22 protein-coding genes and 1 tRNA gene are annotated in these 25041 nt (G+C 74.1%); 7 read left to right on the top strand and 16 right to left on the bottom strand.

Annotated elements, in window-relative coordinates; all coding sequences use genetic code 11:
• Window positions 1-384 precede the first annotated feature (384 nt).
• The 3 genes from JT721_RS11305 to hutU are packed head-to-tail and all read left to right on the top strand — an operon-like array spanning window position 385 to window position 4426.
• A complete protein-coding gene (locus tag JT721_RS11305; RefSeq protein ID WP_205473247.1) occupies window positions 385-1176 on the top strand; it encodes an IclR family transcriptional regulator in 792 nt (263 codons plus the stop codon).
• A 32-nt stretch (window positions 1177-1208) separates the two neighbouring features.
• Entirely contained in the window at window positions 1209-2756 is a 1548-nt protein-coding gene (hutH, locus tag JT721_RS11300; protein ID WP_205473246.1) for a histidine ammonia-lyase, read from the top strand.
• Window positions 2753-4426: a urocanate hydratase gene (hutU, locus tag JT721_RS11295; protein ID WP_205473245.1), complete on the top strand. Its 1674-nt coding sequence runs from the start codon at window positions 2753-2755 to the stop codon at window positions 4424-4426. The genes hutH and hutU overlap by 4 nt, the downstream gene beginning before the upstream one ends.
• A gap of 169 nt (window positions 4427-4595) precedes the next feature.
• On the opposite strand, the gene katG is transcribed toward hutU, so the two are convergent.
• The 7 genes from katG to JT721_RS11260 all read right to left on the bottom strand — a co-directional run bounded on the left by katG (window position 4596) and on the right by JT721_RS11260 (window position 12375).
• The gene (gene katG / locus JT721_RS11290; protein WP_205473244.1) at window positions 4596-6872 is read right to left on the bottom strand and encodes a catalase/peroxidase HPI; all 2277 of its coding nucleotides are present in this window, start codon (window positions 6870-6872) and stop codon (window positions 4596-4598) included.
• Window positions 6873-6894: 22 nt separating this feature from the next.
• On the bottom strand, window positions 6895-7326 hold the full coding sequence (locus JT721_RS11285) for a Fur family transcriptional regulator (RefSeq protein ID WP_307828004.1): 432 nt from the start codon (window positions 7324-7326) through the stop codon (window positions 6895-6897).
• Between the two features lie 31 nt (window positions 7327-7357).
• Window positions 7358-8491, bottom strand: coding sequence for a PP2C family protein-serine/threonine phosphatase (locus tag JT721_RS11280; protein ID WP_205473243.1), 1134 nt, complete (start codon window positions 8489-8491; stop codon window positions 7358-7360).
• A complete protein-coding gene (locus tag JT721_RS11275) occupies window positions 8488-9285 on the bottom strand; it encodes an alpha/beta fold hydrolase (RefSeq protein ID WP_205473242.1) in 798 nt (265 codons plus the stop codon). The genes JT721_RS11280 and JT721_RS11275 overlap by 4 nt, the downstream gene beginning before the upstream one ends.
• A 226-nt stretch (window positions 9286-9511) precedes the next feature.
• A complete protein-coding gene (locus tag JT721_RS21740; RefSeq protein WP_205473241.1) occupies window positions 9512-10339 on the bottom strand; it encodes a GNAT family N-acetyltransferase in 828 nt (275 codons plus the stop codon).
• Between the two features lie 75 nt (window positions 10340-10414).
• Window positions 10415-11698: a calcium-binding protein gene (locus tag JT721_RS11265; protein WP_205473240.1), complete on the bottom strand. Its 1284-nt coding sequence runs from the start codon at window positions 11696-11698 to the stop codon at window positions 10415-10417.
• Between the two features lie 74 nt (window positions 11699-11772).
• Window positions 11773-12375 (bottom strand): hypothetical protein, encoded by a 603-nt coding sequence (locus tag JT721_RS11260; protein WP_205473239.1) that lies wholly within the window; start codon window positions 12373-12375, stop codon window positions 11773-11775.
• Between the two features lie 152 nt (window positions 12376-12527).
• Here JT721_RS11260 and JT721_RS11255 point away from each other — a divergent pair, with 152 nt between their 5' ends.
• Together JT721_RS11255 and JT721_RS20875 are read left to right on the top strand one after the other, a co-directional pair.
• Entirely contained in the window at window positions 12528-13685 is a 1158-nt protein-coding gene (locus tag JT721_RS11255) for a sensor histidine kinase (protein WP_205473238.1), read from the top strand.
• A gap of 25 nt (window positions 13686-13710) precedes the next feature.
• The gene (locus JT721_RS20875; RefSeq protein WP_240340585.1) at window positions 13711-14451 is read left to right on the top strand and encodes a response regulator transcription factor; all 741 of its coding nucleotides are present in this window, start codon (window positions 13711-13713) and stop codon (window positions 14449-14451) included.
• A 2294-nt stretch (window positions 14452-16745) separates the two neighbouring features.
• Here JT721_RS20875 and JT721_RS11245 read toward each other — a convergent pair.
• The 4 genes from JT721_RS11245 to JT721_RS11230 all read right to left on the bottom strand — a co-directional run bounded on the left by JT721_RS11245 (window position 16746) and on the right by JT721_RS11230 (window position 18048).
• Window positions 16746-17063 carry a lipopolysaccharide assembly protein LapA domain-containing protein gene (locus JT721_RS11245; protein ID WP_205473236.1) on the bottom strand — a complete coding sequence of 106 codons (318 nt, stop codon included), beginning with the start codon at window positions 17061-17063 and terminating at the stop codon, window positions 16746-16748.
• Window positions 17064-17221: 158 nt separating this feature from the next.
• The gene (locus JT721_RS11240; RefSeq protein WP_205473235.1) at window positions 17222-17473 is read right to left on the bottom strand and encodes a hypothetical protein; all 252 of its coding nucleotides are present in this window, start codon (window positions 17471-17473) and stop codon (window positions 17222-17224) included.
• 200 nt (window positions 17474-17673) lie between these two features.
• Window positions 17674-17746, bottom strand: a tRNA-Thr gene (locus tag JT721_RS11235).
• Between the two features lie 119 nt (window positions 17747-17865).
• A complete protein-coding gene (locus tag JT721_RS11230) occupies window positions 17866-18048 on the bottom strand; it encodes a hypothetical protein (RefSeq protein ID WP_205473234.1) in 183 nt (60 codons plus the stop codon).
• A gap of 95 nt (window positions 18049-18143) precedes the next feature.
• Here JT721_RS11230 and JT721_RS11225 point away from each other — a divergent pair, with 95 nt between their 5' ends.
• Both JT721_RS11225 and JT721_RS11220 read left to right on the top strand, forming a co-directional pair.
• Complete coding sequence (locus JT721_RS11225) at window positions 18144-19061, top strand: LysR family transcriptional regulator (protein WP_205473233.1); 918 nt, start codon at window positions 18144-18146, stop codon at window positions 19059-19061.
• Window positions 19062-19241: 180 nt separating this feature from the next.
• The gene (locus JT721_RS11220) at window positions 19242-20186 is read left to right on the top strand and encodes a TauD/TfdA family dioxygenase (RefSeq protein ID WP_205473232.1); all 945 of its coding nucleotides are present in this window, start codon (window positions 19242-19244) and stop codon (window positions 20184-20186) included.
• A 28-nt stretch (window positions 20187-20214) separates the two neighbouring features.
• On the opposite strand, the gene JT721_RS11215 is transcribed toward JT721_RS11220, so the two are convergent.
• From JT721_RS11215 to JT721_RS11195, 5 genes are all read right to left on the bottom strand, one after another.
• Window positions 20215-21780: an alpha/beta hydrolase gene (locus JT721_RS11215; protein ID WP_205473231.1), complete on the bottom strand. Its 1566-nt coding sequence runs from the start codon at window positions 21778-21780 to the stop codon at window positions 20215-20217.
• Complete coding sequence (locus JT721_RS11210; RefSeq protein ID WP_205473230.1) at window positions 21777-22928, bottom strand: DNA polymerase III subunit delta'; 1152 nt, start codon at window positions 22926-22928, stop codon at window positions 21777-21779. Before JT721_RS11210 ends, JT721_RS11215 begins: the two co-directional genes overlap by 4 nt.
• Window positions 22925-23572, bottom strand: coding sequence for a dTMP kinase (gene tmk / locus JT721_RS11205; protein ID WP_205473229.1), 648 nt, complete (start codon window positions 23570-23572; stop codon window positions 22925-22927). The genes JT721_RS11210 and tmk overlap by 4 nt, the downstream gene beginning before the upstream one ends.
• A gap of 106 nt (window positions 23573-23678) precedes the next feature.
• Complete coding sequence (locus JT721_RS11200) at window positions 23679-23978, bottom strand: hypothetical protein (protein WP_205473228.1); 300 nt, start codon at window positions 23976-23978, stop codon at window positions 23679-23681.
• Between the two features lie 139 nt (window positions 23979-24117).
• Window positions 24118-24924, bottom strand: coding sequence for a hypothetical protein (locus JT721_RS11195; RefSeq protein WP_205473227.1), 807 nt, complete (start codon window positions 24922-24924; stop codon window positions 24118-24120).
• Window positions 24925-25041 lie beyond the last annotated feature (117 nt).

Here is a 25041-nt window from a genome sequence, read left to right as displayed (position 1 = left end):
TCCCGTGGCCACGCTGCGAATCCACCCCCCGCGTCCCGAGGGTTGGCGGGCTGTGGGGGGTGTCCGGCGACGCGGGCGTCGCGCGCCCAAACGACCAGAACCCCTCAATCGCGTGGTTACGGTCGATTCCCACCACCCCCAACGACCAGAACCCCTCGATCGCGTGGTTGCGGTCGATCCCCACCCCCAACGACCAGAACCCCTCAATCGCGCGGTTACGGTCGATCCCCACCACCCCCAACGACCAGAACCCCTCGATCGCGTAGTTACGGTCGATCCCCACCACCCCCAACGACCAGAACCCCTCAATCGCGTGGTTACGGTCGATTGAATCCCCGGTCGACCGGGGATTCCCACCCCGCACCGCGTGAGAGGCTGCCCCGCATGCCCCAGGTGCCGGCCGCGACCCGTGCGCTGCGGGTGCTGCGGTTCCTGGCCAGCCAGCCCGACCCGGTGCCGCTGGCCCGGATCGCCCGGGCCTGCGAGCTGCCGCGGAGCTCGGCCTACCACCTGCTGGCCGCCATGGTGGCCGAGGGCTTCGTGGTGCACCTCGCCGACGAGCAGCGCTACGGGCTCGGGCTGGCCGCGTTCGAGGTCGGCACCGGATTCACCCGCCAGGCGCCGCTGCAGCGGCTGGCCCGCCGGCCGCTGACGGTGCTGGTCGACCGCACCGGGCAGTCGGCCCACCTGGCCGTGCTCCACGGTCGCGACGTCCTGTACCTGCTCGAGGAGCGGGCGCCGGGCCGGCCCCCGCTGGTGACCGACGTCGGCGTGCGGCTGCCGGCGCACCTGACCGCGAGCGGCCGGGCGATCCTCGCGGGGCTGCCGGCGGCGCAGGTGCGGGCGCTCTACCCGACGCCCGACGACTTCGTCGACCGCCTCGGGGTCGGGCCGCGGTCGCTGAGCGCCCTGCGCCGGCTGCTCGGCGAGGCTCGGCAGCGCGGCCACGCCGTCGAGGACGGCGAGGTCAGCCCGGGCCTGGCCAGCGTGGCGCGGGCCGTGCACGACCACAACGGCCACCCGGTCGCCGCGGTGGCCGTGACCTACCCCGCCGCCGAGGTGGCCGACCCGGCGCCACTGGCCGCCGAGGTCACCGGCACCGCAGAGATCCTGACCCGCCGGATCGGCGGGGACCGCGGTCTCACATCCGAGACGCGCGGGCGCGGCCGCCCCTAGCCCCACCACCCCGCCCGGCCAAGGATGGGGCCATGGCAGCAACGGTGGTCGTGGGCACGGGTCCGGTCTCGTTCGAGGACGTCGTCGCGGTGGCCCGCCACGAGGCCACGGTCGCGCTCGGCGAGGACGCGCTCGCCGCCGTCGACCGGGCCCGGGCGGTGGTCGACGAGCTGGCCGCCGCGCCCACCCCGGCGTACGGCATCTCCACCGGCTTCGGGGCCCTCGCCACCCGCCACATCCCCACCGAGATGCGGGCCCAGCTGCAGCGCTCGTTGGTGCGCTCCCACGCCGCCGGCTCGGGCCCCGAGGTCGAGCGCGAGGTGGTGCGGGCGCTGATGCTGCTGCGCCTCTCGACGCTCGCCACCGGCCGCACCGGCGTGCGCCGCGAGACCGCCGAGCTGCTCGCCGGCCTGCTGAGCCACGGCATCACGCCGGTGGTCCACGAGTACGGCTCGCTCGGCTGCTCCGGCGACCTCGCGCCGCTGGCCCACTGCGCCCTGGCGTTGATGGGCGAGGGTCCGGTGCGCGACGCCGCGGGCGTGCTGCGACCGGCGGCGGAGGCTCTGGCCGAGGCCGGGCTGCGCCCGGTCGAGCTGGCGGCCAAGGAGGGCCTGGCCCTGATCAACGGCACCGACGGCATGCTCGGGATGCTGGTGCTGGCGATCACCGACCTGCGCCGCCTGCTGCGCACCGCCGACGTCGCCGCGGCGATGTCGGTGGAGGGCCAGCTCGCCACCGACCGGGTCTTCGCCACCGACCTCCAGGCGATCCGGCCGCACCCGGGCCAGGCCGCCGCGGCGGCGAACCTCACCGCGCTGCTGCGCGATTCCGGCATCGTGGCCTCGCACCGCGGTCCCGACTGCAACCGGGTGCAGGACGCCTACTCGCTGCGCTGCTCGCCCCAGGTCCACGGCGCCGCCCGCGACACCGTCGACCACGCGGCACTGGTGGCCGCACGCGAGCTGGCGTCGGCCGTCGACAACCCCGTCGTGCTCGCCGAGGAGGGCCGCGTCGAGAGCAACGGCAACTTCCACGGCGCCCCGGTGGCCTACGTGCTCGACTTCCTCGCGATCGTCGCCGCCGACGTCGCCTCGATCAGCGAGCGTCGCAGCGACCGCTTCCTCGACAAGGCCCGCAGCCACGGGCTGCCGCCGTTCCTCGCCCACGACCCCGGCGTCGACAGCGGCCTGATGATCGCCCAGTACACCCAGGCCGCGATCGTCTCGGAGCTCAAGCGGCTGGCCGCGCCGGCCAGCGTCGACTCGATCCCCAGCAGCGCGATGCAGGAGGACCACGTCTCCATGGGTTGGTCGGCCGCCCGCAAGCTGCGCCGCGCCGTCGACGGGCTGACCCGGGTGGTAGCGATCGAGGTGCTCACCGCCGCCCGGGCCCTCGACCTGCGATCCCCGCTGGAGCCGTCGCCGGCGACCGGAGCCGTCGTCGCCCTGCTGCGCGGGAACGGCGTGCCCGGCCCCGGCCCCGACCGCCACCTGGCCCCCGAGATCGAGGCCGCCGTCGGGCTGGTCGCCTCGGGCGCCGTCGTCACCGCCGCCGAAGAAGTGATCGGAGAGCTCGCATGAACGTGCCTGATGGCGTCAACCCCCGCCTCCCCATCCATGCCGCCACCGGCACCGACCTGACGGCCCGGTCGTGGCAGACCGAGGCGCCGTTGCGGATGCTGATGAACAACCTCGACCCCGAGGTCGCCGAGCGGCCCGAGGACCTCGTCGTCTACGGCGGCACCGGTCGCGCCGCCCGCAGCTGGGAGGCGTACGACGCCCTCGTGCGGACCCTGCGCGACCTGCGCGACGACGAGACGCTGCTCGTGCAGTCGGGCAAGCCGGTCGGCGTGATGCGCACCCACGAGTGGGCGCCCCGGGTGCTGATCGCCAACTCCAACCTGGTGGGCGACTGGGCCAACTGGGAGGAGTTCCGCCGACTCGAGGACCTCGGCCTGACCATGTACGGGCAGATGACCGCCGGGTCGTGGATCTACATCGGCACCCAGGGCATCCTCCAGGGCACCTTCGAGACCTTCGCGGCGGTCGCCGACAAGCGCTTCGGGGGCACCCTGGCCGGCACCATCACCCTGACCGCCGGGTTGGGCGGGATGGGCGGCGCCCAACCGCTCGCGGTGACGATGAACGACGGCGTGGCGATCTGCGTCGAGGTCGACCAGGCCCGGATCACCCGCCGGATCGAGCACGGCTACCTCGACGAGCAGGCCGACTCGGTGGAGGACGCCGTGGCCCGCGCCGTCGCCGCGCGCGACGAGCGGCGGCCGCTCTCGATCGGCCTGCTCGGCAACGCCGCCGAGGTGTTCCCGCGGCTGCTGGAGATGGACGCCCCGATCGACGTGGTGACCGACCAGACCTCGGCCCACGACCCGCTGAGCTACCTGCCGATCGGCATCGCGGTGGGCGACTGGGCCGACGCCGCCGACCGCGACCCCGAGGGCTTCACCAAGGACGCGCAGGCCTCGATGGCCGCCCACGTGCGGGCGATGGTGGGGTTCCAGGACCGGGGGGCCGAGGTCTTCGACTACGGCAACTCGATCCGCGACGAGGCGCGCAAGGGCGGCTACGACCGGGCCTTCGAGTTCCCCGGCTTCGTGCCGGCCTACATCCGGCCGCTGTTCTGCGAGGGTCGCGGTCCGTTCCGGTGGGCCGCGCTCTCGGGCGATCCGGCCGACATCGAAGCCACCGACCGGGCGATCCTCGAGCTGTTCCCCGACGACGCGCGGCTGCGGAAGTGGATCACCATGGCGGGCGAGCGGGTGCAGTACCAGGGTCTGCCGGCCCGGATCTGCTGGCTGGGCTACGGCGAGCGCCACCTCGCGGGCCTGCGGTTCAACGAGATGGTCGCCAGCGGCGAGCTGAGGGCGCCGATCGTGATCGGCCGCGACCACCTCGACTGCGGGTCGGTGGCGTCGCCGTACCGCGAGACCGAGGGCATGCTCGACGGCTCCGACGCCATCGCCGACTGGGCGATCCTCAACGCGCTCGTCAACACCGCCTCCGGCGCGACCTGGGTGTCGTTCCACCACGGCGGCGGCGTCGGCATGGGCCGCTCCCTGCACGCCGGACAGGTCTGCGTCGCCGACGGCACCGAGCTCGCCGCGCAGAAGATCGAGCGGGTGCTCACCAACGACCCCGGCATGGGCGTGATCCGCCACGTCGACGCCGGCTACGACCGCGCGGTCGAGGTCGCCGCCGAGCGCCGGGTGCGGATCCCGGTGCGCGAGGGCTGAGACCCGGAAACCAACGAGTCCGGGCGCCCCCGGCGGGGGGGGCGGGCGACGGGGTCGGGAGGGAGCCGGGTGCGCGAGGGCTGACACCCGCAACCCCCCGCGGCCGGCCGCCCGGGGGGGGCCGCCCGGACTCGGAGGTCGGCAGGGGCAGGGCAGGATCAGGCCAGGATCAGGCCAGGTCGAACCGGTCCAGCTCCATGACCTTGGTCCAGGCGGCGACGAAGTCGGTGACGAACTTGTCCTGCGCGTCGTCGCTGGCGTAGACCTCGGCGATCGCCCGCAGCTGCGAGTTGGAGCCGAAGATCAGGTCGACGGGGGTCGCCGTCCACCTCACCTCGTCGGTGGCGAGGTCGCGAATCTCGTAGACGCCCTCCTCGGTCTGCGACGCCTTCCACCGGGTGCCGGGCGAGAGCAGGTTGGCGAAGAAGTCGTTGGTGAGCACGCCGGGACGCTCGGTGAGCACGCCGTGCCGGGCACCACCCGCGTTGGCGCCGAGCGCTCGCAGACCGCCGACCAGCACGGTCATCTCGGGGGCGCCGAGCTCGAGCATGTACGCACGGTCGACCAGCAGCACCTCGGGCTGGAGCTTCTCGCCGGGGCGGACGTAGTTGCGGAACCCGTCGGCCCGCGGCTCGAGCACCCGGAAGGACTCGGTGTCGGTCTGCTCCTCGGTGGCGTCGGTGCGACCCGGCCGGAACGGCACGGTGACGTCGGAGCCGGCGTCGCGCGCCGCCTTCTCCACCGCGGCCGAACCGGCCAGCACGATCAGGTCGGCCAGCGAGATCTTCGCGCCGCCCGCCGCGTTGAACTCGCTGCGGATGCCCTCGAGGGTCTCGAGGACGGTCGCGAGCTGCTCGGGCTGGTTGACCTCCCAGCTGCGCTGGGGCTCCAGGCGGATCCGCGCGCCGTTGGCGCCACCCCGCTTGTCGGTGGTGCGGAAGCTGGCCGCCGACGCCCACGCGGTCGACACCAGCTGGGCGGTGGTCAGGCCGGAGTCGAGGACCTTCGCCTTGAGGGCGGCGATGTCGGCCTCGCCCACGAGCTCGTGGTCGACGGCCGGCACCGGGTCCTGCCAGAGCTGGGGCTCGGGCACCCACGGGCCGAGGTAGCGCTCGATCGGGCCCATGTCGCGGTGCAGCAGCTTGTACCAGGCCTTGGCGAACGCCTCGGCGAACTGCTCGGGGTGCTCCAGGAAGCGGCGCGAGATCTTCTCGTACTCGGGGTCGAAGCGCAGCGCGAGGTCGCTGGTGAGCATGGTGGGCTTGCGCTTCGGCGAGTCCGGCGTCGGGCCGGGGATGATCTCCTCGGCGTCCTTGGCCACCCACTGGTTGGCGCCGGCCGGGCTCTTGGTCAGCTCCCACTCGTAGCCGAAGAGGATCTCGAAGAACCGGTTGCTCCACTTCGTGGGCACGTCGGTCCAGGTGACCTCGAGGCCGGAGGTGATCGCGTCGGCGCCCTTGCCCGAGCCGAACGAGCTGCGCCAGCCCAGGCCCTGCTCCTCCAGCGGCGCCCCCTCCGGCTCCGGGCCGACGAGGTCGGCGTCGCCGGCCCCGTGGGTCTTGCCGAAGGTGTGGCCGCCGGCGATCAGCGCGACGGTCTCCTCGTCGTTCATCGCCATCCGCGCGAAGGTGTCGCGGATGTCGCGGGCCGAGGCCACCGGGTCGGGGTTGCCGTTGGGGCCCTCGGGGTTGACGTAGATCAGACCCATCTGCACGGCGCCGAGCGACTCGTGCAGGTCGCGCTCGCCGCTGTAGCGCTCGTCGCCGAGCCAGGTGTCCTCGGGACCCCAGAAGATCTCCTCGGGCTCCCAGACGTCCTCACGACCGAAGGCGAAGCCGAAGGTCTCGAAGCCCATGTCCTCGAGCGCGACGTTGCCGGCGAGGACGAGCAGGTCGGCCCACGAGATCTTCTGGCCGTACTTCTGCTTCACCGGCCAGAGCAGCCGACGCGCCTTGTCGAGGTTGGCGTTGTCGGGCCAGCTGTTGAGCGGGGCGAACCGCTGCCCACCGTCGCCGGCGCCGCCGCGGCCGTCGTAGATGCGGTAGGTGCCGGCGGCGTGCCAGCTCATCCGGATGAACAGGCCGCCGTAGTGGCCGAAGTCGGCCGGCCACCAGTCCTGGGAGGTGTGCAGCACCTCGACGATGTCCCGCTTGAGCGCGTCGACGTCGAGCTTCTCCAGCTCGGCGGCGTAGCTGAAGTCGGCGCCGAGCGGGTTGCCCTTGGGCGAGTGGGCGTGCAGCACCGAGAGGTCCAGCATGTTCGGCCACCAGTCCTTGAGACCGTGCGGGCGACCGCCGGTCTTGGGCGTCGGCGAGTCGATCGCGGGATTCTCGCTCTCGCTGCCCGAGGCCGCGGCCGAGTCGTGCATCACCGGGCAACCGGACTCCGCCTTGCGGTCCACCCCCTGGGGGCTCTCCGGGGTGGTGCGGTCCTGGCTGTCGCTCATCTGCTTCCTTCCGGTGGGGCGGTCACTGAGGGGTGGGTACGGCCGCGCACCGGGGACAGGTGCCCCAGTAGACGACCTCCGCCTCGTCGACCACGAAGCCGTGGTCGTCGGAGGCGGTGAGGCAGGGGGTGTGCCCGACGGCGCACTCGACGTCGGCGATGTCGCCGCAGGATCGGCAGACCACGTGGTGGTGGTTGTCGCCGACCCGGGCCTCGTAGCGGGCGGTGGCGCCGGCCGGCTGGATCCGCCGCAGCAGGCCCGCGTCGGTCAGCGCGCGCAGCACGTCGTAGACCGCCTGGTGCGAGACGCTCCCGAGGTCGGAGCGCACCATGCCGATCAGCGCGTCGGTGTCCGCGTGCGGCTGCCGGTGGACGGCGGCCAGCACGGCCAGCCGGGGCCGGGTCACCCGCAACGACGCCGACCGCAACGCGGTCTCGAGGTCGGGGGTGGTCACGGGCTCAGCATGGCAGGTTTACTGGAATGGTTCAAGATTGTGGCGGGAGCGGCAGGGGTGCGGGTGACAGCGCCACCACGGCGATGTCGTCGGCCGCCACGTCGCCCTGGAAGGCCAGGATCTCCCCGACGATCGTCGCGACCTGCTCCTCGGCGGTCCGACCCGCGGCGCGGCCGACCAGGGCGGCGAGCCGTTGCTCGCCGTACAGGCCCTCCTCGTCGCGGGCCTCGGTCACGCCGTCGGTGAAGAGAACCAGCGTGCGGTCGGCGAGGTCGAGGTCGACGGTGGTGAAGACCGGCTCGGGGAAGACGCCGACGAGGGTGCCGGGCGTCCCCACCTCCACCACGCTGCCGTCGGCACCGCTGGTCATCGGTCGCGGGTGCCCGCCGAGGGCCAGGCGCACCCGGCACCCGTCGGCGTCGGGGTCGACCCGGACCAGCGCCAGGGTGCAGAAGTGCTCGACGTCGTGGGCTAGCAGGGTCGCGTTCAGCCCCCGGAGCACGTCGGCGGGGTCGTCGTGCTGCATGGCCAGGGCGCGCAGCTGGTCGCGGACGAAGGCGGTCACCGCGGCGGCGCGGATGCCCTTGCCCTCCACGTCGCCGACCACCACGATCCAGCCGGTCGGCGAGACCTGGAAGACGTCGTAGAAGTCGCCGCCCACCACACTGCCGTCGCCGGCGGGACGGTACGCCGCGGCGATGTCGAGGCCGGGCACCCGCGGCGGCGTCGGCGGGATCAGCGTCTGCTGCAGCCGCTGGGCGCTGGCGGTCGCCTCGGCCCGGGCCCGCTCGGCCTCCTGGGTGGCGTGCAGGAGGTTGGTCTCGAAGGTACGGCGGTGCCGCGCCTCGAAGACGATGACCCGGATCGCCTCGTCGTCGATGTTGGCGCTGACAAGCACCGGCACCCGCTCGCCGTCGGGACGCACCACCTCCAGCGCTACCTCGTCGAAGTGGCCGTGGAGGTCGAGCGCCGGCTGGAGGTGGGTCTCGAAGTAGATCCGGGCGGCGACGGGGAGCAGCCGGGGGAAGCGCCAGTCGGCGACCACCTCCTCGACCGGGCGACCGACGAGGCGCCCGAACGCCCGGTTGGCCCGGACGACGCGGTGGTCCCGGTCGAGGACCACGTAGCCGCAGGGCGCGAGCTCGAAGAGGTCCTCGACGGTCACGGCGTCAGGAACGACCTGATCGCCTGGGACGTCGCGTCGGGAACGCTGAGCTGGGGGCAGTGGCCGGTGGTGTCGAGGAGCACCAGCCGCGCGTCGGGGATCGACTCCGCGACGTAGCGCCCGGCGCTGACCGGTGCGATCGAGTCGCGCTCGCACTGGAGCACCAGGGTGGGCACCGTGACGCCGGGCAGGTCGGCGCGGTTGTCGCCGAGGAAGGTGACCGCCGCGAACCGGCGCGCGACCTCGGGTCGGGTGCGGCAGAAGTTGTCCTCCATCTCGGCGGTCAGGTGGGGAGCGTCGGGGTCGCCCATCACCATCCCCGCGAGCGGCGCCTGCCAGCCGAAGTGGTTGTTCTCCATCAGGTCCAGCAGGTCGAGGACGTCCTGGCGGGCGAAGCCGCCCTGGTAGCCGTCGTCGTCGAGGTAGCGCGCCGAGGGGCCGACCAGCACCAGCCGCTCGACGAGCTCGGGGGCCCGCTGCTGGACGAGCACGCTGATCATCGCCGAGACCGAGTGGGCCACGAGCAGCGCGGGCCCGAGGTCGAGCTCGCGGAGCAGGTCGACCAGGTCGTCGGCGTAGCCGTCGAGCGAAGCGTGCCGCTCGACGTCGTAGGAGTCGGGGACGGACCCGCCCATGCCGGGCAGGTCGAAGAGGACCACACGGTGGTCGGGCTCGAACTCCGGCACGACGTGGCGCCACATGCGCTGGTCGCACCCGAATCCGTGGGCGAAGACCATCGCGGGGCCGTTCGCGGCCCCGGATACCGAGACGTTGAACCTCTCGGTGTAGGACATGGCCGCACCCTAACCGCCTCCGCCCGCCACCGGGGCATCCCCTGTCACGACGAGCCGGAAGGGTGGGTACGAGACAGACCCGCCGGCTTCTCGGGTCGCCAGCGGGTCTGTAGGGGGCCGCCCGTGGTGTCGGAGGACCGTCACCCCAGGGGCCGGGGGTGATCGTACGAGAGACCACCCACCGGGCACCAGCACCCGGACCGGGCGTCTGGACCACCCGACGGGCTCAGGCGGAGGGTCCGAACGCGTACTCCTGGCACACGTCCACCCGCCGGTAGCCGAGCCGCTCGTAGATGCCGGCGCCGGCCTCCGTCGCCTGGAGGCAGGTGCGGGCGTACCCGCGGCTCGCGGCGACGCCGAGCGCGGCGGAGACGATCGTGCTGGCGTGCCCGCGGCCGCGGTGGGCCTCGAGGGTGGCGACGCCGTAGAGACCGGCCACGCCGCCGGCGAGGTGGACCTCGGCGCCGGACACGACCCGGCCCCGGTGGCGGCCGACCACGAGCACCGACCGGCTGCCAGGTCGCGTCAGGTGCCCGGCGGCGGCGACGAGGAACCGCGCGACGTCCCGGGCGGGCGGGGTCCAGTTGTGGGCGAGGAGCTCGGCGTACTCCGCGACCCCCTCGGGCGTCTCGACGACCTCGACGGAGAGCCCGCTCGTCGCACCCCACCGCTGCTCGGGGACGGGTCCGGTCATCACTGCCTCCGACTCGGCCGCCACGAACCCCACCCGGGGCAGGTGCCTGCGCGCGTCGTCGACCTGGCGCTGCCCGAGCGCCCAGAAGGAGAACGGCCGTCCCGTCCCCCGGACGAGGCCGGCGCAGCGCTCGGCGGTCGTCGCGTCGAGCGACGCCGACCACGAGGCCAGGCACAGGGTGTTGAACGTGTCGTGGTGCAGCCCGCTGTCGGCGAGCTCGACCGGGCCGAGGCGGTGGGTCGTGGCACCGGGCACGAGGTGGTGGAGGTGGCTGGCGTGGGAGCGCAGGTTCTCCTGCACGGCGGCCATGGTCGCGGCACCGGCGCGCTCGTCGTCGGTGACCGCCGGTCGGTGCGGCACGGCTTCCTTCCTTCCTGCGACGCCGATCCGGCGCGGGCCACCGTGGTGGCACCGCGCCGGACCCGCGATCGCGTCCTACTCGTAGACGGGGGTGAGGTCCCAGGCGATCGTGTCGGGCGAGCCGTCGCTGTCCGGCACGACCAGGTCGGCCGCCAGGGTCGGGCGGGCCGGGTCCCAGGGGTTGCCGAGCACCGTGTTGCCGGGCCGCCAGGGCTCGGCGTGCTCGGACGTGCGGCCGTCACAGTGCCACACCGAGTCCGGGAGCGGATCGGCGTAGCCCATGTTGACCTCGTAGGTGTGGTCGGCGTCGTCGAGCACCAGGTAGCCCGAGCCCGGGTCCAGGGGCACCACCGTGGCCTTCTGCGACCAGGTGCAGTCGCCGTTGTCGCCGGTGAGCGACCAGTCCACGCTGCCGGCGGCCAGGTCGTAGTAGGTGTCCTCGCCGATCGTGACGTCGCGCTCGAAGCGGACCCGCATCGACCAGGTCCCCTCGTCGCTGGCCTGCGCGTTGATCTCGTAGCCGTGCAGGGTGCCGACGTAGGCGTCCGGCAGACCGCTCCTGCACGACTGCCTCTCCTCGACGGTCGCGTCGCAGACGTCCGGGTCGTCCGGGGTGTTCTCCGGTCCGCCCGGCCGACCCCCGTCGCACAGGTCGTGGCCCGCACCGCCGGTGCAGGTGTCGGCGCCGTCGCCGGCCTCGATCAGGTCGTCGCCGGCGTGGCCGTCGAGCCGGTCCGCGTGGCGACTGCCGGTCAGCGAGTCGTCGTCGGTGCCGCCCGCGAGGTGGGTGGCGGCCGCCGTCGTGACCAGCGAGTCGTCGCCCGCCTCGCCGTCGGCGAAGCCGCCGGTCGCCGCCACGGTGACCGTGTCATCGCCCGCGCCGCCGAACGCGACGTCCCGGTTGCCCGTGCCGGTGAGGACGACGTCGTTGCCGGAACCGCCGTAGACCTTGTCGGTCTGGCTGCCGCCGTCGAGTCGGTCGTTGCCGGGCCCACCGTCGATCCGGTCGTTCCCGGTTGCGCCGCTGAGGCGGTCGGCACCGGAGGCCCCCTCGACGCGGTCGTTGCCGGCCCCGGCGACGACCGCGTCGTTGCCGGGTCCACCGTCGACGGTGTCGTGGCCGCCGTCGGCGCAGATCAGGTCGTCACCCCCGCGGCCGAGGATCCGGTCGTTGCCACCCTTGGCGACGATGACGTCGCGCTTGGGGGTGCCACGGATCACCTCACCCTTGGCGGTGCCGACGATCGTGGCCTTGCGGCCCTCGCAGCGGGGTTTGGCGGCGGCGGCCTGGTCGGTCACCGTGCCGAGCAACGGCAGGGTGACCGCGACCAGGACCGTCGCGATGAGGCGTCTGTTCATGCTTCTCGTTCCTCCGGTCTGGCTGGTGTCGGATGTGGTTGGTCGGTGGGCGGCCGGGCGGCGGCCGCGCCGCGTCATCGGCCGGCCTCGTCGTGGGCGCGGGCGTGCACGACCCAGGCGGCCCCGGCCCACAGGGCGGCGACGACCACGCCGCCGCCCAGCCCGGACAGCGGGATGGTGCCGGCCCAGGTGAGCGGCAAGGCCACCACGAGACCGCGCGGCAGCCACGTGGTGTCGCGGGCGACCACGGCGAGGGCGACCAGGCCGAGGAACCACAGGGCGTTGGCGGGCAGGGCCACCGCTGCGAAGAACGAGGGGTCCTCGCCGCGGACGTTGGAGATGGTGGCGACCGCGGCCAGCGGCACCATGCCCAGGCCGGCGACCCAGGCCGGCCAGGTCCGGCGCACCGGAGCCAGCCAGAACAGGAAGGGCAGCTGGGCGACGAGCAGGAGGCTGAGCCCGCCGATGAGGACGTGCTCGACGCCCACGACCGTCGACTCGCCGGACGGCTCGTGGACGACCTGCAGGATCCCGGTGACCGCGCTCGCGACCGCGGTGACCGTCGCCGAGACGACGGCGGCGCGGGGGGAGCGGGGCAGCAGGTGCTCGTCGGGATGGGGTGGGAAGGAGCGGAGGTGGTGGGCGACGGGGGCGCCGTCGAAGGTCGGTGAGTTCATGCTCCGACGCTCCCAAGGCGGGACCCTCCCGCGCGTCGCCCTGGCGTCGTCTGCTCGTCGTCCGCCGGGCCGGACCGCGTCAGCCTGGAGGCTGACCGGCGTTCCCCTCCAGGGTGATGGGCGGGCGCCGCGGCCTCTCTAGGCTTCCGGCCATGGACGTCTGGCAGCGGTTGGTCGAGGTGCCCGCCGCGCCCCGCCGGGCCGACGCCCTGCTGGTCGGTGGCATCGGTCTCTGGGCGGGGCTCGAGGCGGTCTTCCTCGGCGGCCCCGGCACGACGGCCGAGCGGCTGGGCGTCGCCGTGGCGGTCTCGGTGCCGCTGCTGTGGCGCCGCCGGTTCCCGGCGGCGGTGCTGCTCGTGGTCTCCGCGGTGCTGCTGCTGCGCGCGCTCGGGGGCGGACCGCCCGAGGAGGGGTCGACGCCCCTGGCCTCGCTGCTCGTCGCGGTCTTCAGCTGCGGGCTGCGGGCCCGGGCCCCGCTGGCCGTCGCCAGCCTGCCCGTGCCGCTGGCCGCGGTCTCCAGCGCCACGGCGCTCGACTACTACACCGGCGAGCCCGCCCCGGCCGACTACGCCGTGTTCGCCTTCCTGACCGTGCTGGCGTGGTCGGGCGGGTGGCTGCTGCGCCGCCGGGCCGAGGCCGCGCGGGCCGCGCTGGCGGCCACCGACGAGCGCGCCCGCACCTCGGTGCGCGCGGCCGTGGCCGGCGAGCGCGAGCGGATCGCGCGCGAGCTCCACGACGTCGTGGCCCACTCCCTGTCGGTCGTCACCGTGCAGGCGGGTGCCGCGCAGAGCCTGCTGCGCACCGACCCCGACCGCGCCGAGCACCACATCGACGCCGTACGACGCACCTCGCGGCAGGCCCTCGTCGAGATGCGCCGACTCCTTGACGTGCTCCACCAGCCGCCCGTCGACGGCGAGCCGGCGCCCGACCTCGACCAGGTGCCGGCGCTCGTCGAGGAGCACCGGGCGAGCGGGCTGCCGGTCACCCTGGTCGAGGACGGCGTCCGTCCCGCGCTGGCCGCGGGACTCGGCCTGGCTTCTTACCGGATCGTGCAGGAGGCGCTGACCAACGTGCGCAAGCACGCCGGCGACGTGGCGACCGACGTGCGTCTGGGCTACGACGCCGAGCGCATGACGATCGAGGTGAGCAACGACCTGCCCGGCCGGCCCCGCGAGTCCGTGGGGTCCGGGCACGGCCTGACCGGGATGCGCGAGCGGGCCAGGCTGCACGGCGGCACCGTCGAGGTGGGCGTGGTCGGGAACCGGTTCCGCGTGCGGGTCGTCCTGCCCGTGGAGGCACCGCCCTCCTGACCCACGTCACCACCCGGGAGGCAGCATGACCACCGTGCTCGTCGTCGACGACCACGCCCTGGCCCGCGAGGGGATGGCCGCCATCCTCGGCGCCCAGCCCGGGCTCGAGGTCGTCGGCGAGGCGGCCGACGGCCGCGCCGCCGTGACCGCGACCCGTGAGCTGGGGCCCGACGTCGTGGTCATGGACGTGCGGATGCCCGTCATGGACGGCATCGAGGCGACCCGGTCCATCGTCGCCGAGCACCCCGGCGTGCGGGTGCTGGTGCTGACGACGTTCGACCTCGACGAGTACGTCTACCAGGCGCTGCGGGCCGGGGCGAGCGGGTTCCTGCTCAAGGACGCGCCGCCCGCCGAGATCGCCGCCGCCATCCGGTCGGTCGTGGCCGGGGAGACCCTGCTCGCCCCCTCGCTGACCCGACGCCTGGTGGAGCGCTACGTCGGCGGTCCGTCCCCCACCGCCGCGACGGAGCGCCTCGCCGACCTCACCGAGCGGGAGGTCGAGGTGCTCGCCGAGGTCGCCCGCGGGCTCACCAACGCCGAGATCGCCGGCCGACTGTTCCTCAGCGAGGCCACGGTCAAGACCCACCTCGGCCGGGTGCTGTCGAAGCTCGGGCTGCGCGACCGCACCCAGGCCGTCGTCGTCGCCTACGAGACCGGCCTGGTCCGGCCCGGCGCGCACGACGTCGCCGGCTCGTCCGCCCACGGCACCGTGGCCGCGCCGGTCACCACGACCAGCTCGTCGGTGGCCCGGGTGAGCGCGACGTAGAGGTCGGTGGCGGCCATCAGCTGGGGCTCCACGACGACCACCGCGTCGAACTCCAGGCCCTTCGACTCCCCCGGCGTGCACCGGGCCACGCCGGGAGGCAGCGCCCCGACGTCGCTCGCCTCGGCCGCGACGACCGCCACGGTGCCGCCCGTGCCCCCGCGACCGGCGAGCACGTCGCCGACCACGTCGGCGACCGCCGCTGCGACGTCGGTGACCCCGAGCAGCACCCGCACCGGCCGACCACCGCGGCGGAGGGCCCGCGGCGGGCGCAGGTCGGGGCGGTGGCGGGCCAGCACCAGCCGGGCCGGCTCGAGCAGCTCCGCAGGCGTGCGGTAGGAGACGTCCAGCTCGGCCAGCCGCCACCGGCCGGCCAGCGCGGGCTCGAGCGCCTCGGCCCAGGTGCGGGCGGCACCGACCCGCGAGGCCTGGGCCAGGTCGCCGACGACGGTCATCGAGCGGCTGGGGCAGCGCCGTACCAGCAGCCGCCACTGCATCGGGGTGAGCTCCTGGGCCTCGTCGACGACCACGTGGTCGAACACCCAGGTGCGGTCAGCAAGCGCCCGCTCGGCGAGGCTCCGGTGGTCGTCGGTCGCGAAGCGGGCCGCCAGCAGGGCCGAGTCGACCGGCGGTACCGCCGCGGGGTCCTCCCAGTCGATCGTGTCGGCCTCGTCGTCGTCCTCCAGCGGCCGCGACCCGTGCAACACCTCCAGGACGCCGCGGGCGTACTGCTCCTCCTGCGCCCGCCGCCGCACCTCCGCGGCCCGCTCCTCGGTGTCGTCGTGCCCGAGCAGCTCGGCCGCCTCGTCGAGCAGCGGCAGGTCGGCGGGGGTCCACGCCCCGGGCTCGTCGCGGGCGAGGAGGTCGCGCTCGGCAGGGCCCAGGATTCCCTCGGTGGCGGCGGCGAGGAGGTCGGGCTCGGACCAGAGCCGCCCGAGCAGCCGCTCGGGGGTCAGCCGCGGCCAGGTGTCCTCCACGAGCGCGGCCACCTCCTCGGACTCCGCGACCTCGCTCCGCAGCGCGGCGAGGTCGGCCTCGTCGAGCCACGTCGACCCGTCCCAGGGATCGGTGCCGATCCGGTCCCCCCAGCGCGCGGTCAGGGCGTCGACCACGGCCTCGGCGTACGTCGCGCGCGCCCGCTCGTGGGGCAGCCCGCCGGCTCGGGCTCGCTCCCTGGCCGCCGCCAGCACCGCCTCGTCGAGCACCACGGGGGTGCCGCTCATCGCCACCTCCGCCCCGCCGGGCGGGACGGCCTGCAGCACCGCGACCGCGCGGCGGAGCACGTCGACCATGACCAGGCGTCCCTTCACCTCGGCTGCCGCAGGCGGCTCGGCGTACGTCGCCGCCACCCCCGGGAAGAGGTCGCCGACGGTCGCCGGCACGACCGCCGTCTCGCCGAGGGCGGGCAGCACGTCGGAGACGTAGTCGAGGAAGGTCCGGCTCGGACCCACGAGCAGCACGCCGGTGCGCGACAGCCGGTCGCGGTGCTCGTGCAGCAGGTAGGCCACCCGGTGGAGGGCGACCACGGTCTTGCCCGCGCCGGGAGCGCCCTGGACCACCAGCGCACCCCGCGGGTCGGCCCGGATCATCGCGTCCTGGTCGGCCTGCACCGTCCTCACGACGTCGCGCATCCGACCCGTCCGGGGTGCCGTCAGGGCGTCGAGCAGGTGCCGCGCCGGCACCATGCTGCCGGGATCGTCCCCGTCGCCGCCGACCAGCACCTCGTCGTCGTGACCCAGCACCCGGTCGCGGCGGACCCGGAGGTGGCGACGGCGGGCCACGCCCAGCGGTCGGTGGGCCGTGGCGGCGTAGAACGGGCGGGCCGCGGGGGCTCGCCAGTCCAGGACGAGCACCGACCCGTCGGCGTCGGCGACCGCCGTCCGCCCGAGGTAGTGCCGCTCCCCGTCGACCAGGTCGAGCCGTCCGAACGCCACCGAGTCGCGCGCCGCGACCAGCCCCGCGACCCGGGCGTGCAGGCGCGCGGCGTCTGACTCGCGCCGGTGCCGCGCCGCCGGGTCGGTCTCGACCGAGGTGAGGACCTGCTCCAGGTCGGCTCGCGCCGAGCGCAGCAGCGAGTCGCGCCGTGCGGCGGCCGCCAGCACCGCGGCGACGTCCTCGGGGTCGGGCTCCGGTCGCGTCGACCGGCCGCTCCTCGACCGCCCTTGATCGGCCTTGATATCCTTGTGGTGCAGGCGAAAGTCCGCCCCGTCCGACGTCGTCTCCACGACCGTCCAGACTATCGCGACCGCCCGAGCCGAGCCTCTTGGGTGCAGGAATCCGGCGTGCGAGTGCTGCGCCTACCGGGTGCGCCGCACCCGGCGCCGCAGCTGCAGGATGCGCAACGACGCCGCGGTCACCGCCAGCAGCAGCCCCGCCAGGGCCGCGACGAGCAGCGTGACCGCCTGGGGCGCCTCGCCCTCCCAGCCGAGGAAGTGCACCTCCGCGGTCTGGGTGTTCTGGGCGATGAAGACGACCAGCAGGAGCAGCACCAGGCAGAGCCCGACCACCGCGAGCCAGGTGCCGCTCGCCCGCGACGAGCGGAGCGGGTCCTTGCCCTCGACGCCGCGCTCCGGCGCCGGTCGCGCGGGCGCCGGCTCGGGGATGTCGCCGGTCATGGGTCCTCCAGGTGCTCGCGGGTGTGGCGTCGGCGGGCGGGTACGGCGGGCCAGCACCGTGCGTTACCCGTCACCGCGCCTCCCAACCGCGAGACACCCCCGACTGCGAGCGACGTACGGCGTCCCCTCGACCCGCGGCACGCCGCGAAGGTCACGACTCAGCCGTCGAGGCCCGGAACGGGGCAGCTCCCGTCCACCTCGAACTCGGGCCCCGTGCAGATCGTGACCTGGTACGGAATGGTGACGGAGTAGGCCTCGTCATCGACCGTGTAGTCGATGGTGATGCTGTCGCGGTGCAGCACCCCCTCCTCGGTGACCCTCATCCCGACCAGGAGTTCCCAGCCGAGGCCGGTGGGGTCGGAGCGGATCGAGGCACCCTCGGCGTCCACGACGTCGTCGACGTCGAACACACCGCGGGCATCCCGCGGCGCCCCGCGCTGGTTGAGGTGCGAGCGGAGCGAGCCTCGAAACCCCGCCGAGCAGCGAGCGGAGCTAGCTCGAAACCCCGGACTGCCGAACGCCCTCCCTCGGGGAGGGGAGGACGTCTGTCTCACCGGGTCTCGGGACAGGACTTCGTCCTTCCTCGACCAACGGTGGTGGTTGGTGTCGGAGCCGCCTGTCGGAATCGAACCGACGACCTAATCATTACGAGTGATTCGCTCTACCGACTGAGCTAAGGCGGCAATGTTGCCCGGACCGTTGGTGGAAGCCCTGGCCCGGGCAACGCGGAGAACTATACGGAAGGGCCACGCGCGCCGCCTAACCGGCGGAGCGGGTGGCCCTGGGGTCCGCGGGGGTCGGCTCAGGCGGCGGCGACGACGCGGTCGGCGGCCGTGGCGGCCCGGCCGGTGACCTGGGTCTGCTCGCTGCCGCACCAGCAGGTGAAGGCGAGCACGATGCCGCGGTCGGTGTTGACCAGCGAGGTCACCTGGCTGGGGAAGATGAGCTGACGACGGTCGCAGGCGGAGCAGTGGTGGTCGAACATCGGGTGACCTCCTTCGGGATCGGGTGACTCCATTCTCGGACGGAGGCAGCGATAGGGGTAGCCTCACTTTCCAGCGGCTTCCCTAGGAGATACCTATGTTGTCCCTGCATCAGCTGACCTGCTTCCTGGCGACGTACGAGCACGGGTCCCTGACCGCCGCCGCCGAGGAGCTCGGCTACGCCCAGCCCAGCGTCTCCGAGCAGATCCGGGCGCTGGAGAAGTCTCTCGGTGTGCAGCTGTTCCGCCGGGTCGGCCGCGGCGTCGTGCCGACGACGGTGGCCGACACCCTGCGCCCGCACGCCGAGCGCACGCTCGCGGCAGCCGAGGACACCCGGCGGGCGGCGCAGCAGGTGGCGCGGTTCGAGACCGGGACCATCCGGTTCGGGATGTTCGGGATCGCCCGGTTGTACGCCGGCGCAGGGCTCGTGGCCGACGTGCTGGCCCGCCACCCCGGCGTCCGCGTCGAGCTGGTAGGGCAGAACAGCGCCGGCGTGCAGGAGGACCTGCGCCGCGGCCGACTGGAGGCGGCGATGATCGCGATCCCGCAGGTGCACAGCGAGGGCATGTCGGTGACACCGGTCGCCAAGGACGAGATCGTCTACATCTCGAGCGACCCCGAGCGGCTGAGGAGCCCGGTGACCGCGCGTCAGCTCGGCAACGCGACCCTGGTCATGCCCGACACCACCTGGCGGGCGGAGGACTCCGTGCGGATCGCCGTGCGCAGCTGGCTGCACTCCAGCGGGCTCAACCCGCAGACCCGGATCGAGGTCGAGGACCCCGAGATCGCCGTGGAGCTCGTCGGCATGGGCCTGGCCGACTCCGTCATCCCGCGGGGCGCGGCCGAGCAGCTGCTGCCCCGGCTGGCGCCGAACGCCGGCTGGGTGTCGTTCCGGCCCAAGATCCACGACGTGTTCGCGATCGTGCACCGGGCGGGTGCCACCCTCTCCCCCGCCGCGCAGCTGATGATCGAGATCGCGACAAGGAGGATCCAGGCGGTCGCGCAGCCGGTCTGAGGGCGGCGTGCGGTGGTCAGGATCCCCGGTCGACCGGGGATTCCCCATGTTGTCGGGCATTGCAATGCCCCACAACACCGAGCACTGCCCTCCCAGTGGCGGGCACCGCGGCGGTTGGCGACCCACGGCCCTGCTAAACTGTAGTGACTTGAGCGACTAACAGTCCCTATGGAGGCAGCCATGACGCTGACGCCCCAGCGCACCCAGCAGCGCACCCAGGTCGACGTGCACAAGATCGGCGGCCGGATCGGCGCCCGGATCGAGGGGGTCCGGCTCGGCGCCGACCTCGGCGACGACGTCGTGGCCCGGATCCGCGCCGCCCTGCTCGAGCACAAGGTCGTCTTCCTCCGCGGTCAGGACCACCTCGACGACGCCGGCCAGATCGCGTTCGCCCAGCAGCTCGGCACGCTCACCACCGCCCACCCCACCGTCAACACCGGCAGCGCCCACGTGCTCAGCCTCAATGCCACCAAGGGGATGGCCGCCAACTCCTGGCACACCGACGTGACCTTCGTCGACCACGTGCCGGCGATCAGCATCCTGCGCGGCGTGCACATCCCGCCGTACGGCGGCACCACCAACTGGGCCAACACCGTCACGGCGTACGACGCGCTGCCGCGGCCGCTCAAGGCGTTCGTCGACACGCTCTGGGCCGTGCACACCAACGAGTACGACTACGTCGCCTCGGTCGAGGACCCGGAGGCCGACGGGCCCGACCGCGACGCCCTCGACCGCGGCCAGTTCCGCTCGTCGTACTACGAGACCGAGCACCCCGTCGTCCGGGTGCACCCCGAGACCGGCGAGCGCTCGCTGCTGCTGGGCCACTTCGTGAAGCGGTTCCTCGGGCTCAACACCGCCGAGTCGCACGCGGTCTTCCAGCTGCTGCAGCAGCGGGTGACCCGGCTCGAGAACACCGTCCGCTGGAGCTGGCAGCCCGGCGACGTGGCGATGTGGGACAACCGCGCCACCCAGCACTACGCCGTCGCCGACTTCGACGACCACCGCCGCGAGGTGCGCCGGGTGACGCTGGTCGGCGACGTGCCGGTGAGCGTCGACGGCGCCCGGTCGCGCGTGGTCGCCGGCGACTCCGACGCCTACACCCGCATCGACGAGCTGATCAGCTGAGAGCGGGCCCGACGACCGGGGCGACCCGTCAGCAGGACAGGCCGTCGTCGGGAACGGTGCCGTCGACGAGGTAGTCCTCGACCGCGGCGTCGACGCACTCGTTCTCGGAGTTGTAGCCGGTGTGGCCGTCGCCGTCGCGGCTGACCAGCACGCCCGACTCGAGCTGGTCGGCCAGCGCCTGCGCCCACTCGTACGGCGTCGCGGGGTCGCGCGTGGTGCCGACCACCACGATCGGCGCGGCCCCGGCGGCGCGGATCCGGCGCGGGGGCTCCGAGGAGGTGACCTGGATGCCGTGGCAGCTGAGCAGCGACCAGGCGAAGACCCGGCCCAACGTCGGCGAGGCCTCCTCGAAGGCGGCGTACTGGCCGGGGATCTCCTCCGGCTCCGGCGCCCAGGGGTCGTCGAGGCAGTTGATCGCGTAGATCGCCTCGAAGCTGTTGTCGCCGTAGCTGCCGTCGGGCCGGCGCGAGGAGTAGGTGTCGCTGAGCTCGAGCAGCGCGGCGCCGTCGCCGTCGAGCGCGTCGTCGAGGGCGGCGCTGAGCAGCGGCCAGTACATCCGGTTGTAGAGCGGCGTGATCAGGCCGTAGAAGGCGTTGCCGACGGTGAGCTCGCGGTCGTCGACCTCCAGCGGCTCGGCGTCGACGTCGTCGAGCAGGCCGGTGATGGTCGCCAGCCCCTCCTCCACGCTGTCGCCGAGGAAGCAGCTGTCGCTGGACTCCAGGCAGTAGCCGACGTAGGCGCGCAGCGCGCGCTCGAAGCCCCGGGCCTGGCCCAGCACGACCTCGCGCGAGCCGAGCGAGACGTCGACCGCGCCGTCGAGCACGAGGTGACCGACCCGCTCGGGGAACAGGTCGGCGTACGTCGCGCCGAGCTTGGTGCCGTAGGAGGCACCGAAGTAGTCGAGGGTCGACTGCCCGAGGGCGGCGCGCAGCACGTCCATGTCGCGGGCGGCCTCGACGGTGGTGACGTGGCCGAGCAGCTCGTCGGTGCGCTCGACGCAGCCGGCGAAGAACTCCTCGGTCGTCCGCACCAGCGCGTCGATCTCGGCCTGGTCGGCGGGCTCGGCGTCGATCGCGACGTAGTCGTCGACCTCCTCGTCGGTGAGGCAGTCGACCGGGGAGCTCTCGCCGGTGCCGCGCGGGTCGAAGCCGACGATGTCGAAGTGCGAGCGCAGGGCGTCGCGGAAGACGAACGGCGCCGACTCGGCGTACGTCGTGCCGGGCGCACCGGGACCGCCGGGGTTGACCACCAGCGAGCCGATCCGCTCGTCCGGGTCCTCGGCCGGCACCCGCAGCAGCGCCAGCCGGATCGTCTCCCCGGTGGGGTCGGCGTAGTCGACCGGCACCTCGAGGGTGGCGCACTCGTCGCTGCCGCGGCACTCCTCCCAGTCGAGCCGCTGCTCGTAGAACCGGGCCAGCGCCGGGTCGGGCGGCACGGTCGCGTCGGGGTCGGGGTCGGGGCCGGTGCGCAGCGGGCGGCCGGGACGACCGTCGTCGCTGCCGTCGCCACCGCCGTCGTCGAGCGCGCCCAGCGCGGCGACGACGCCCGTCAGCACCAGGGCCAGCACCACCAGCCCGGCGACCACCCGCCTCATCGCGCGCTCCCCTCCGGCACCTTGAGCGCGACCATCATGCCCTCCAGGGCCAACGGCACCGGCACGTTGAACTCCAGCATCTGCTCGCGGGCGTCGAAGATCCAGCCGATCCGGCGCAGGTTCAGCTCCGGCGTCGAGCTCCGCGCCACGGTCTCCACGTCGCCGCGGATCTCCTCGTTGACCAGCGGACCGGACGCACCCGTGGCCAGTGCGACGGCGTCGCGGTAGACCGAGATGAGGTCCATCAGGCCGCGGTCGACCATGTCGAGGTGGCGCCGCTTGGCCCGCGAGCGCTGCTCCTTCTCGAGCGCAGCGAGGGCGGGGGCGTACTCCCGCGGCCGACGGCCCCGCTCGACCACGCCGTAGGTCGCGTCGAGGTCGGCCTTCTCGCGGGCGTCGAGCTCACTGGTGACCAGGTCGGCCTCCTCCTTGGTGACCTCGGCGAGGTTGGCGGCGGCGGTGAGGCACGCGCGCAGCGAGGTGAGCCGGGCCGGCAGCGCGACCACCTCGCGACGTCGGTTGCGGGTGGCCTCGTCGCGCGCCAGCGCCCGGGCCCGGCCGATGTGGCCCTGGCTGGCCCGGGCGGAGTACGACGCCAGCGCCTCCCCCACGCCGTCGTGGCGCACCAGGAACGCCGCGACGTCGTCGGTCGACGGCGTCGCCAGCGTGACTAGCCGGCAGCGCGACCGGATGGTGGGCAGCACGTCCTCCACGGTGGGGGCGCACAGCATCCACACGGTGCGCTCGGTGGGCTCCTCGATCGCCTTGAGCAGCGCGTTGCAGGCCTGCTCGGTGAGCCGGTCGGCGTCCTCGACGACGACCACCTGCGAGCCGCGGCCCACCGGCGAGAGCGCGGAGCGGCGCACCAGCTCGCGCACCTGGTCGACGCCGATCGAGAGCCGTTGGGTGCGCACCACGCCCACGTCGGCGTGCGACCCGGCCAGCACGGTGTGGCAGGCGTGACAGGTGCCGCACCCGGTGCGGGTCTCGCACTGCAGGGCGGCGGCGAAGGCGACCGCGGCGTTGGAGCGGCCGGAGCCGGGCGGCCCGGTGAACAGCCAGGCGTGGCTCATGCCCTTGCCCGACGCCGCCGCGCGCAGCGACTCCACGACCCGGGCCTGGCCGACCAGGTCGTCCCAGACGGTCACGAGTAGCCGCCGTCCAGCAGGCTGCCCACCCGGTCGCGGACCCGGGCCGCGACCTCGTCGACCGGCAGCCGCGCGTCGAGCACGAGGTAGTGGGCAGGGTCGCGGTCGGCGAGCACGAGGAACCCCGCGCGCACCCGCCGGTGGAAGTCGAGCGACTCGCCCTCGATGCGGTCGCGGCCCTCGAACCGGTCCAGGCCGGCGGCCGGCTCGAGGTCGAGCAGCACGGTGAGGTGGGGGCGCAGGTCGCCGGTGGCCCAGCGAGCGACCGGCTCGACGTCGTCGATGCCCAGACCTCGCCCCGAGCCCTGGTAGGCGAGGGTGGAGTCGACGTAGCGGTCGGTGATCACGACCTCACCGCGGTCGAGGGCGGGCCGCACCACGGTCTCGACGTGCTCGGCCTTGTCGGCGGCGTAGAGCAGCATCTCGGTGCGGTCGTCGAGGTCGCCGGTCTCGGGGCTGAGCACGATCCGGCGCAGCTCCTGGCCGACGGCGGTGTCGCCCGGTTCGTGGGTGAGCCGGACGACGTGGCCGGCGTCCTCCAGCCAGTCGCGCAGCAGCTGCGACTGCGTCGACTTGCCCGACCCCTCGCCGCCCTCGAAGCAGACGAAGAGGCCGGTGGCGGCGTAGGTCCCCGGGTAGGTCACGGCCCGAACCTACGAGGTGACGCCGACACGCGGCGAGCCGACCCCACCACCGGTGCGGCGTCCGGGGTGGGGCGCCGGGGCTGGACGGCGTACGACGGGCGGCGGCTCAGCCGGGCAGCGCGCGGTGCCCGCGCTTCCCGGGCAGCGCGCGGAACCCGTGCTTGCCCGGCAGCGCCCGGAACCCGCGCTTGCCGGGCAGGGCCGCGCCGTACTGAGGTGCCCTACGGCCGGGCAGGGCGCGGAACCCGCGCTTGCCGGCCGGGCCGGCGACCGTCGTGCCGGCCCGCTGGCTGGTGGTCTGCTGGACGGAAGCTCCCGAGTCGGCGGCGGCGGCGGTGGCCGTCGTCGTGCCTCCCACGAGGGTCGTCGCCACGATGGTGGCGGCAACCGCGATAGATCGCCTCACTGACGTGCTCCATGTTCGGTTCTGTGGGGGGTTCCGTGGGGGGATACCCCGGAGGGTACCGGAACCCGGGCACCCGACCTAGGAGGGTCGATGCCGCGCCGGTCTAGCCGACCAGACCGCTCGGTCGCCGGACGGCCGATCACCCGGGCTGGAGGGTCCCGGGGGTGACGGCGGGCAGCACCGCGGCGTTGCAGAGGAGCCGCGGCGAGCCCAGCACCGACCGGGGCCGGTCGTCGTTGGTGAGCACGTCGAGCCCGGTGCGCACGGTGAACAGCTGGGTACCGATGATCGAGGCCGCCGCCCTCTTGGCCGGGCCGAGCGGTGTGACCACCGGGAACTCGCCGAGCAGCGCACCGGAGGCGGCGTGCCGCGCCAGGTAGGTCTCCTGGCGGTCGCCGGCCCGGCGCTTCGCGCGCTGGGAGTCGAGGAACCCGGTCCAGGTCTCGAAGGTGGTGCACAGCCCGGCGGTGCGCACGCCCAGCCAGGTGTTGGGGTCGCCCTCGATGCTGCGGGGCAGGCTGCGGCGGCCCACCACCGAGAGCCGGTCGGTGTACGCCGGCCCGTCGAGCACCGCGAGCGGCTGGTCGACCAGGTCGAGCCAGGCGTACACCGCGACGGTGCGCACCTTGCTGCGGCTCCGGCCCCGGACGGCCCGGAACGACGTGGGCCCGCCCCGGGTGAGGGTGACCCGCGTGGAGAAGCGGCCGCGGCGGTCGGGGCGGACCGTGGCGACGGTGCTCCACCGGCCGGTGCCGTGGCGGCGCTGGAGCCGGACCTTCGCCCGGCCCTCGCTCGACACGCCCCTGAGCGTCACCTTCCGCCCGGCCTGCGACGAGGCGGGGACCGGCTTGAGGGTCACTGACGTGCGCCGTTCGACCGAGGCGCTCGGGGCGGCCACGAGGAGTCCCAGCAGGAGGGCGGCCACGACGAGGAGGGCGGTGCGCACCCGGTGATCATCGACCCGTCCCGGCGGGTCCGGGGCCGGAACGCCGAAAGTGCAGTGGGGGGGGCGCCCCGCGGGGCCGGGGGCCCACCACCGGCGCCCCCGGGGCGGAGGCCGCCC

It is taken from the genome of Nocardioides sp. SYSU D00038 (assembly GCF_016924665.1).
Classification (GTDB): Bacteria; Actinomycetota; Actinomycetes; order Propionibacteriales; family Nocardioidaceae; genus Nocardioides.
The sequence above is the reverse complement of the archived record's forward strand: the minus strand, read 5'-3'. Positions and strand labels throughout refer to the sequence as shown.

Coding starts and splice junctions, on each gene's coding strand:
- JT721_RS11305 (WP_205473247.1), top strand. CDS start 385: ATGCCCCAGGTGCCGGCCGCGACCCGTGCGCTGCGGGTGCTGCGGTTC.
- JT721_RS11275 (WP_205473242.1), bottom strand. CDS start 9,285: ATGTCCTACACCGAGAGGTTCAACGTCTCGGTATCCGGGGCCGCGAAC.
- JT721_RS20875 (WP_240340585.1), top strand. CDS start 13,711: ATGACCACCGTGCTCGTCGTCGACGACCACGCCCTGGCCCGCGAGGGG.
- JT721_RS11230 (WP_205473234.1), bottom strand. CDS start 18,048: ATGTTCGACCACCACTGCTCCGCCTGCGACCGTCGTCAGCTCATCTTC.
- katG (WP_205473244.1), bottom strand. CDS start 6,872: ATGAGCGACAGCCAGGACCGCACCACCCCGGAGAGCCCCCAGGGGGTG.
- JT721_RS11220 (WP_205473232.1), top strand. CDS start 19,242: ATGACGCTGACGCCCCAGCGCACCCAGCAGCGCACCCAGGTCGACGTG.
- JT721_RS11215 (WP_205473231.1), bottom strand. CDS start 21,780: ATGAGGCGGGTGGTCGCCGGGCTGGTGGTGCTGGCCCTGGTGCTGACG.
- JT721_RS11265 (WP_205473240.1), bottom strand. CDS start 11,698: ATGAACAGACGCCTCATCGCGACGGTCCTGGTCGCGGTCACCCTGCCG.
- JT721_RS11255 (WP_205473238.1), top strand. CDS start 12,528: ATGGACGTCTGGCAGCGGTTGGTCGAGGTGCCCGCCGCGCCCCGCCGG.
- JT721_RS11260 (WP_205473239.1), bottom strand. CDS start 12,375: ATGAACTCACCGACCTTCGACGGCGCCCCCGTCGCCCACCACCTCCGC.
- hutH (WP_205473246.1), top strand. CDS start 1,209: ATGGCAGCAACGGTGGTCGTGGGCACGGGTCCGGTCTCGTTCGAGGAC.
- hutU (WP_205473245.1), top strand. CDS start 2,753: ATGAACGTGCCTGATGGCGTCAACCCCCGCCTCCCCATCCATGCCGCC.
- JT721_RS11225 (WP_205473233.1), top strand. CDS start 18,144: ATGTTGTCCCTGCATCAGCTGACCTGCTTCCTGGCGACGTACGAGCAC.
- JT721_RS11245 (WP_205473236.1), bottom strand. CDS start 17,063: ATGACCGGCGACATCCCCGAGCCGGCGCCCGCGCGACCGGCGCCGGAG.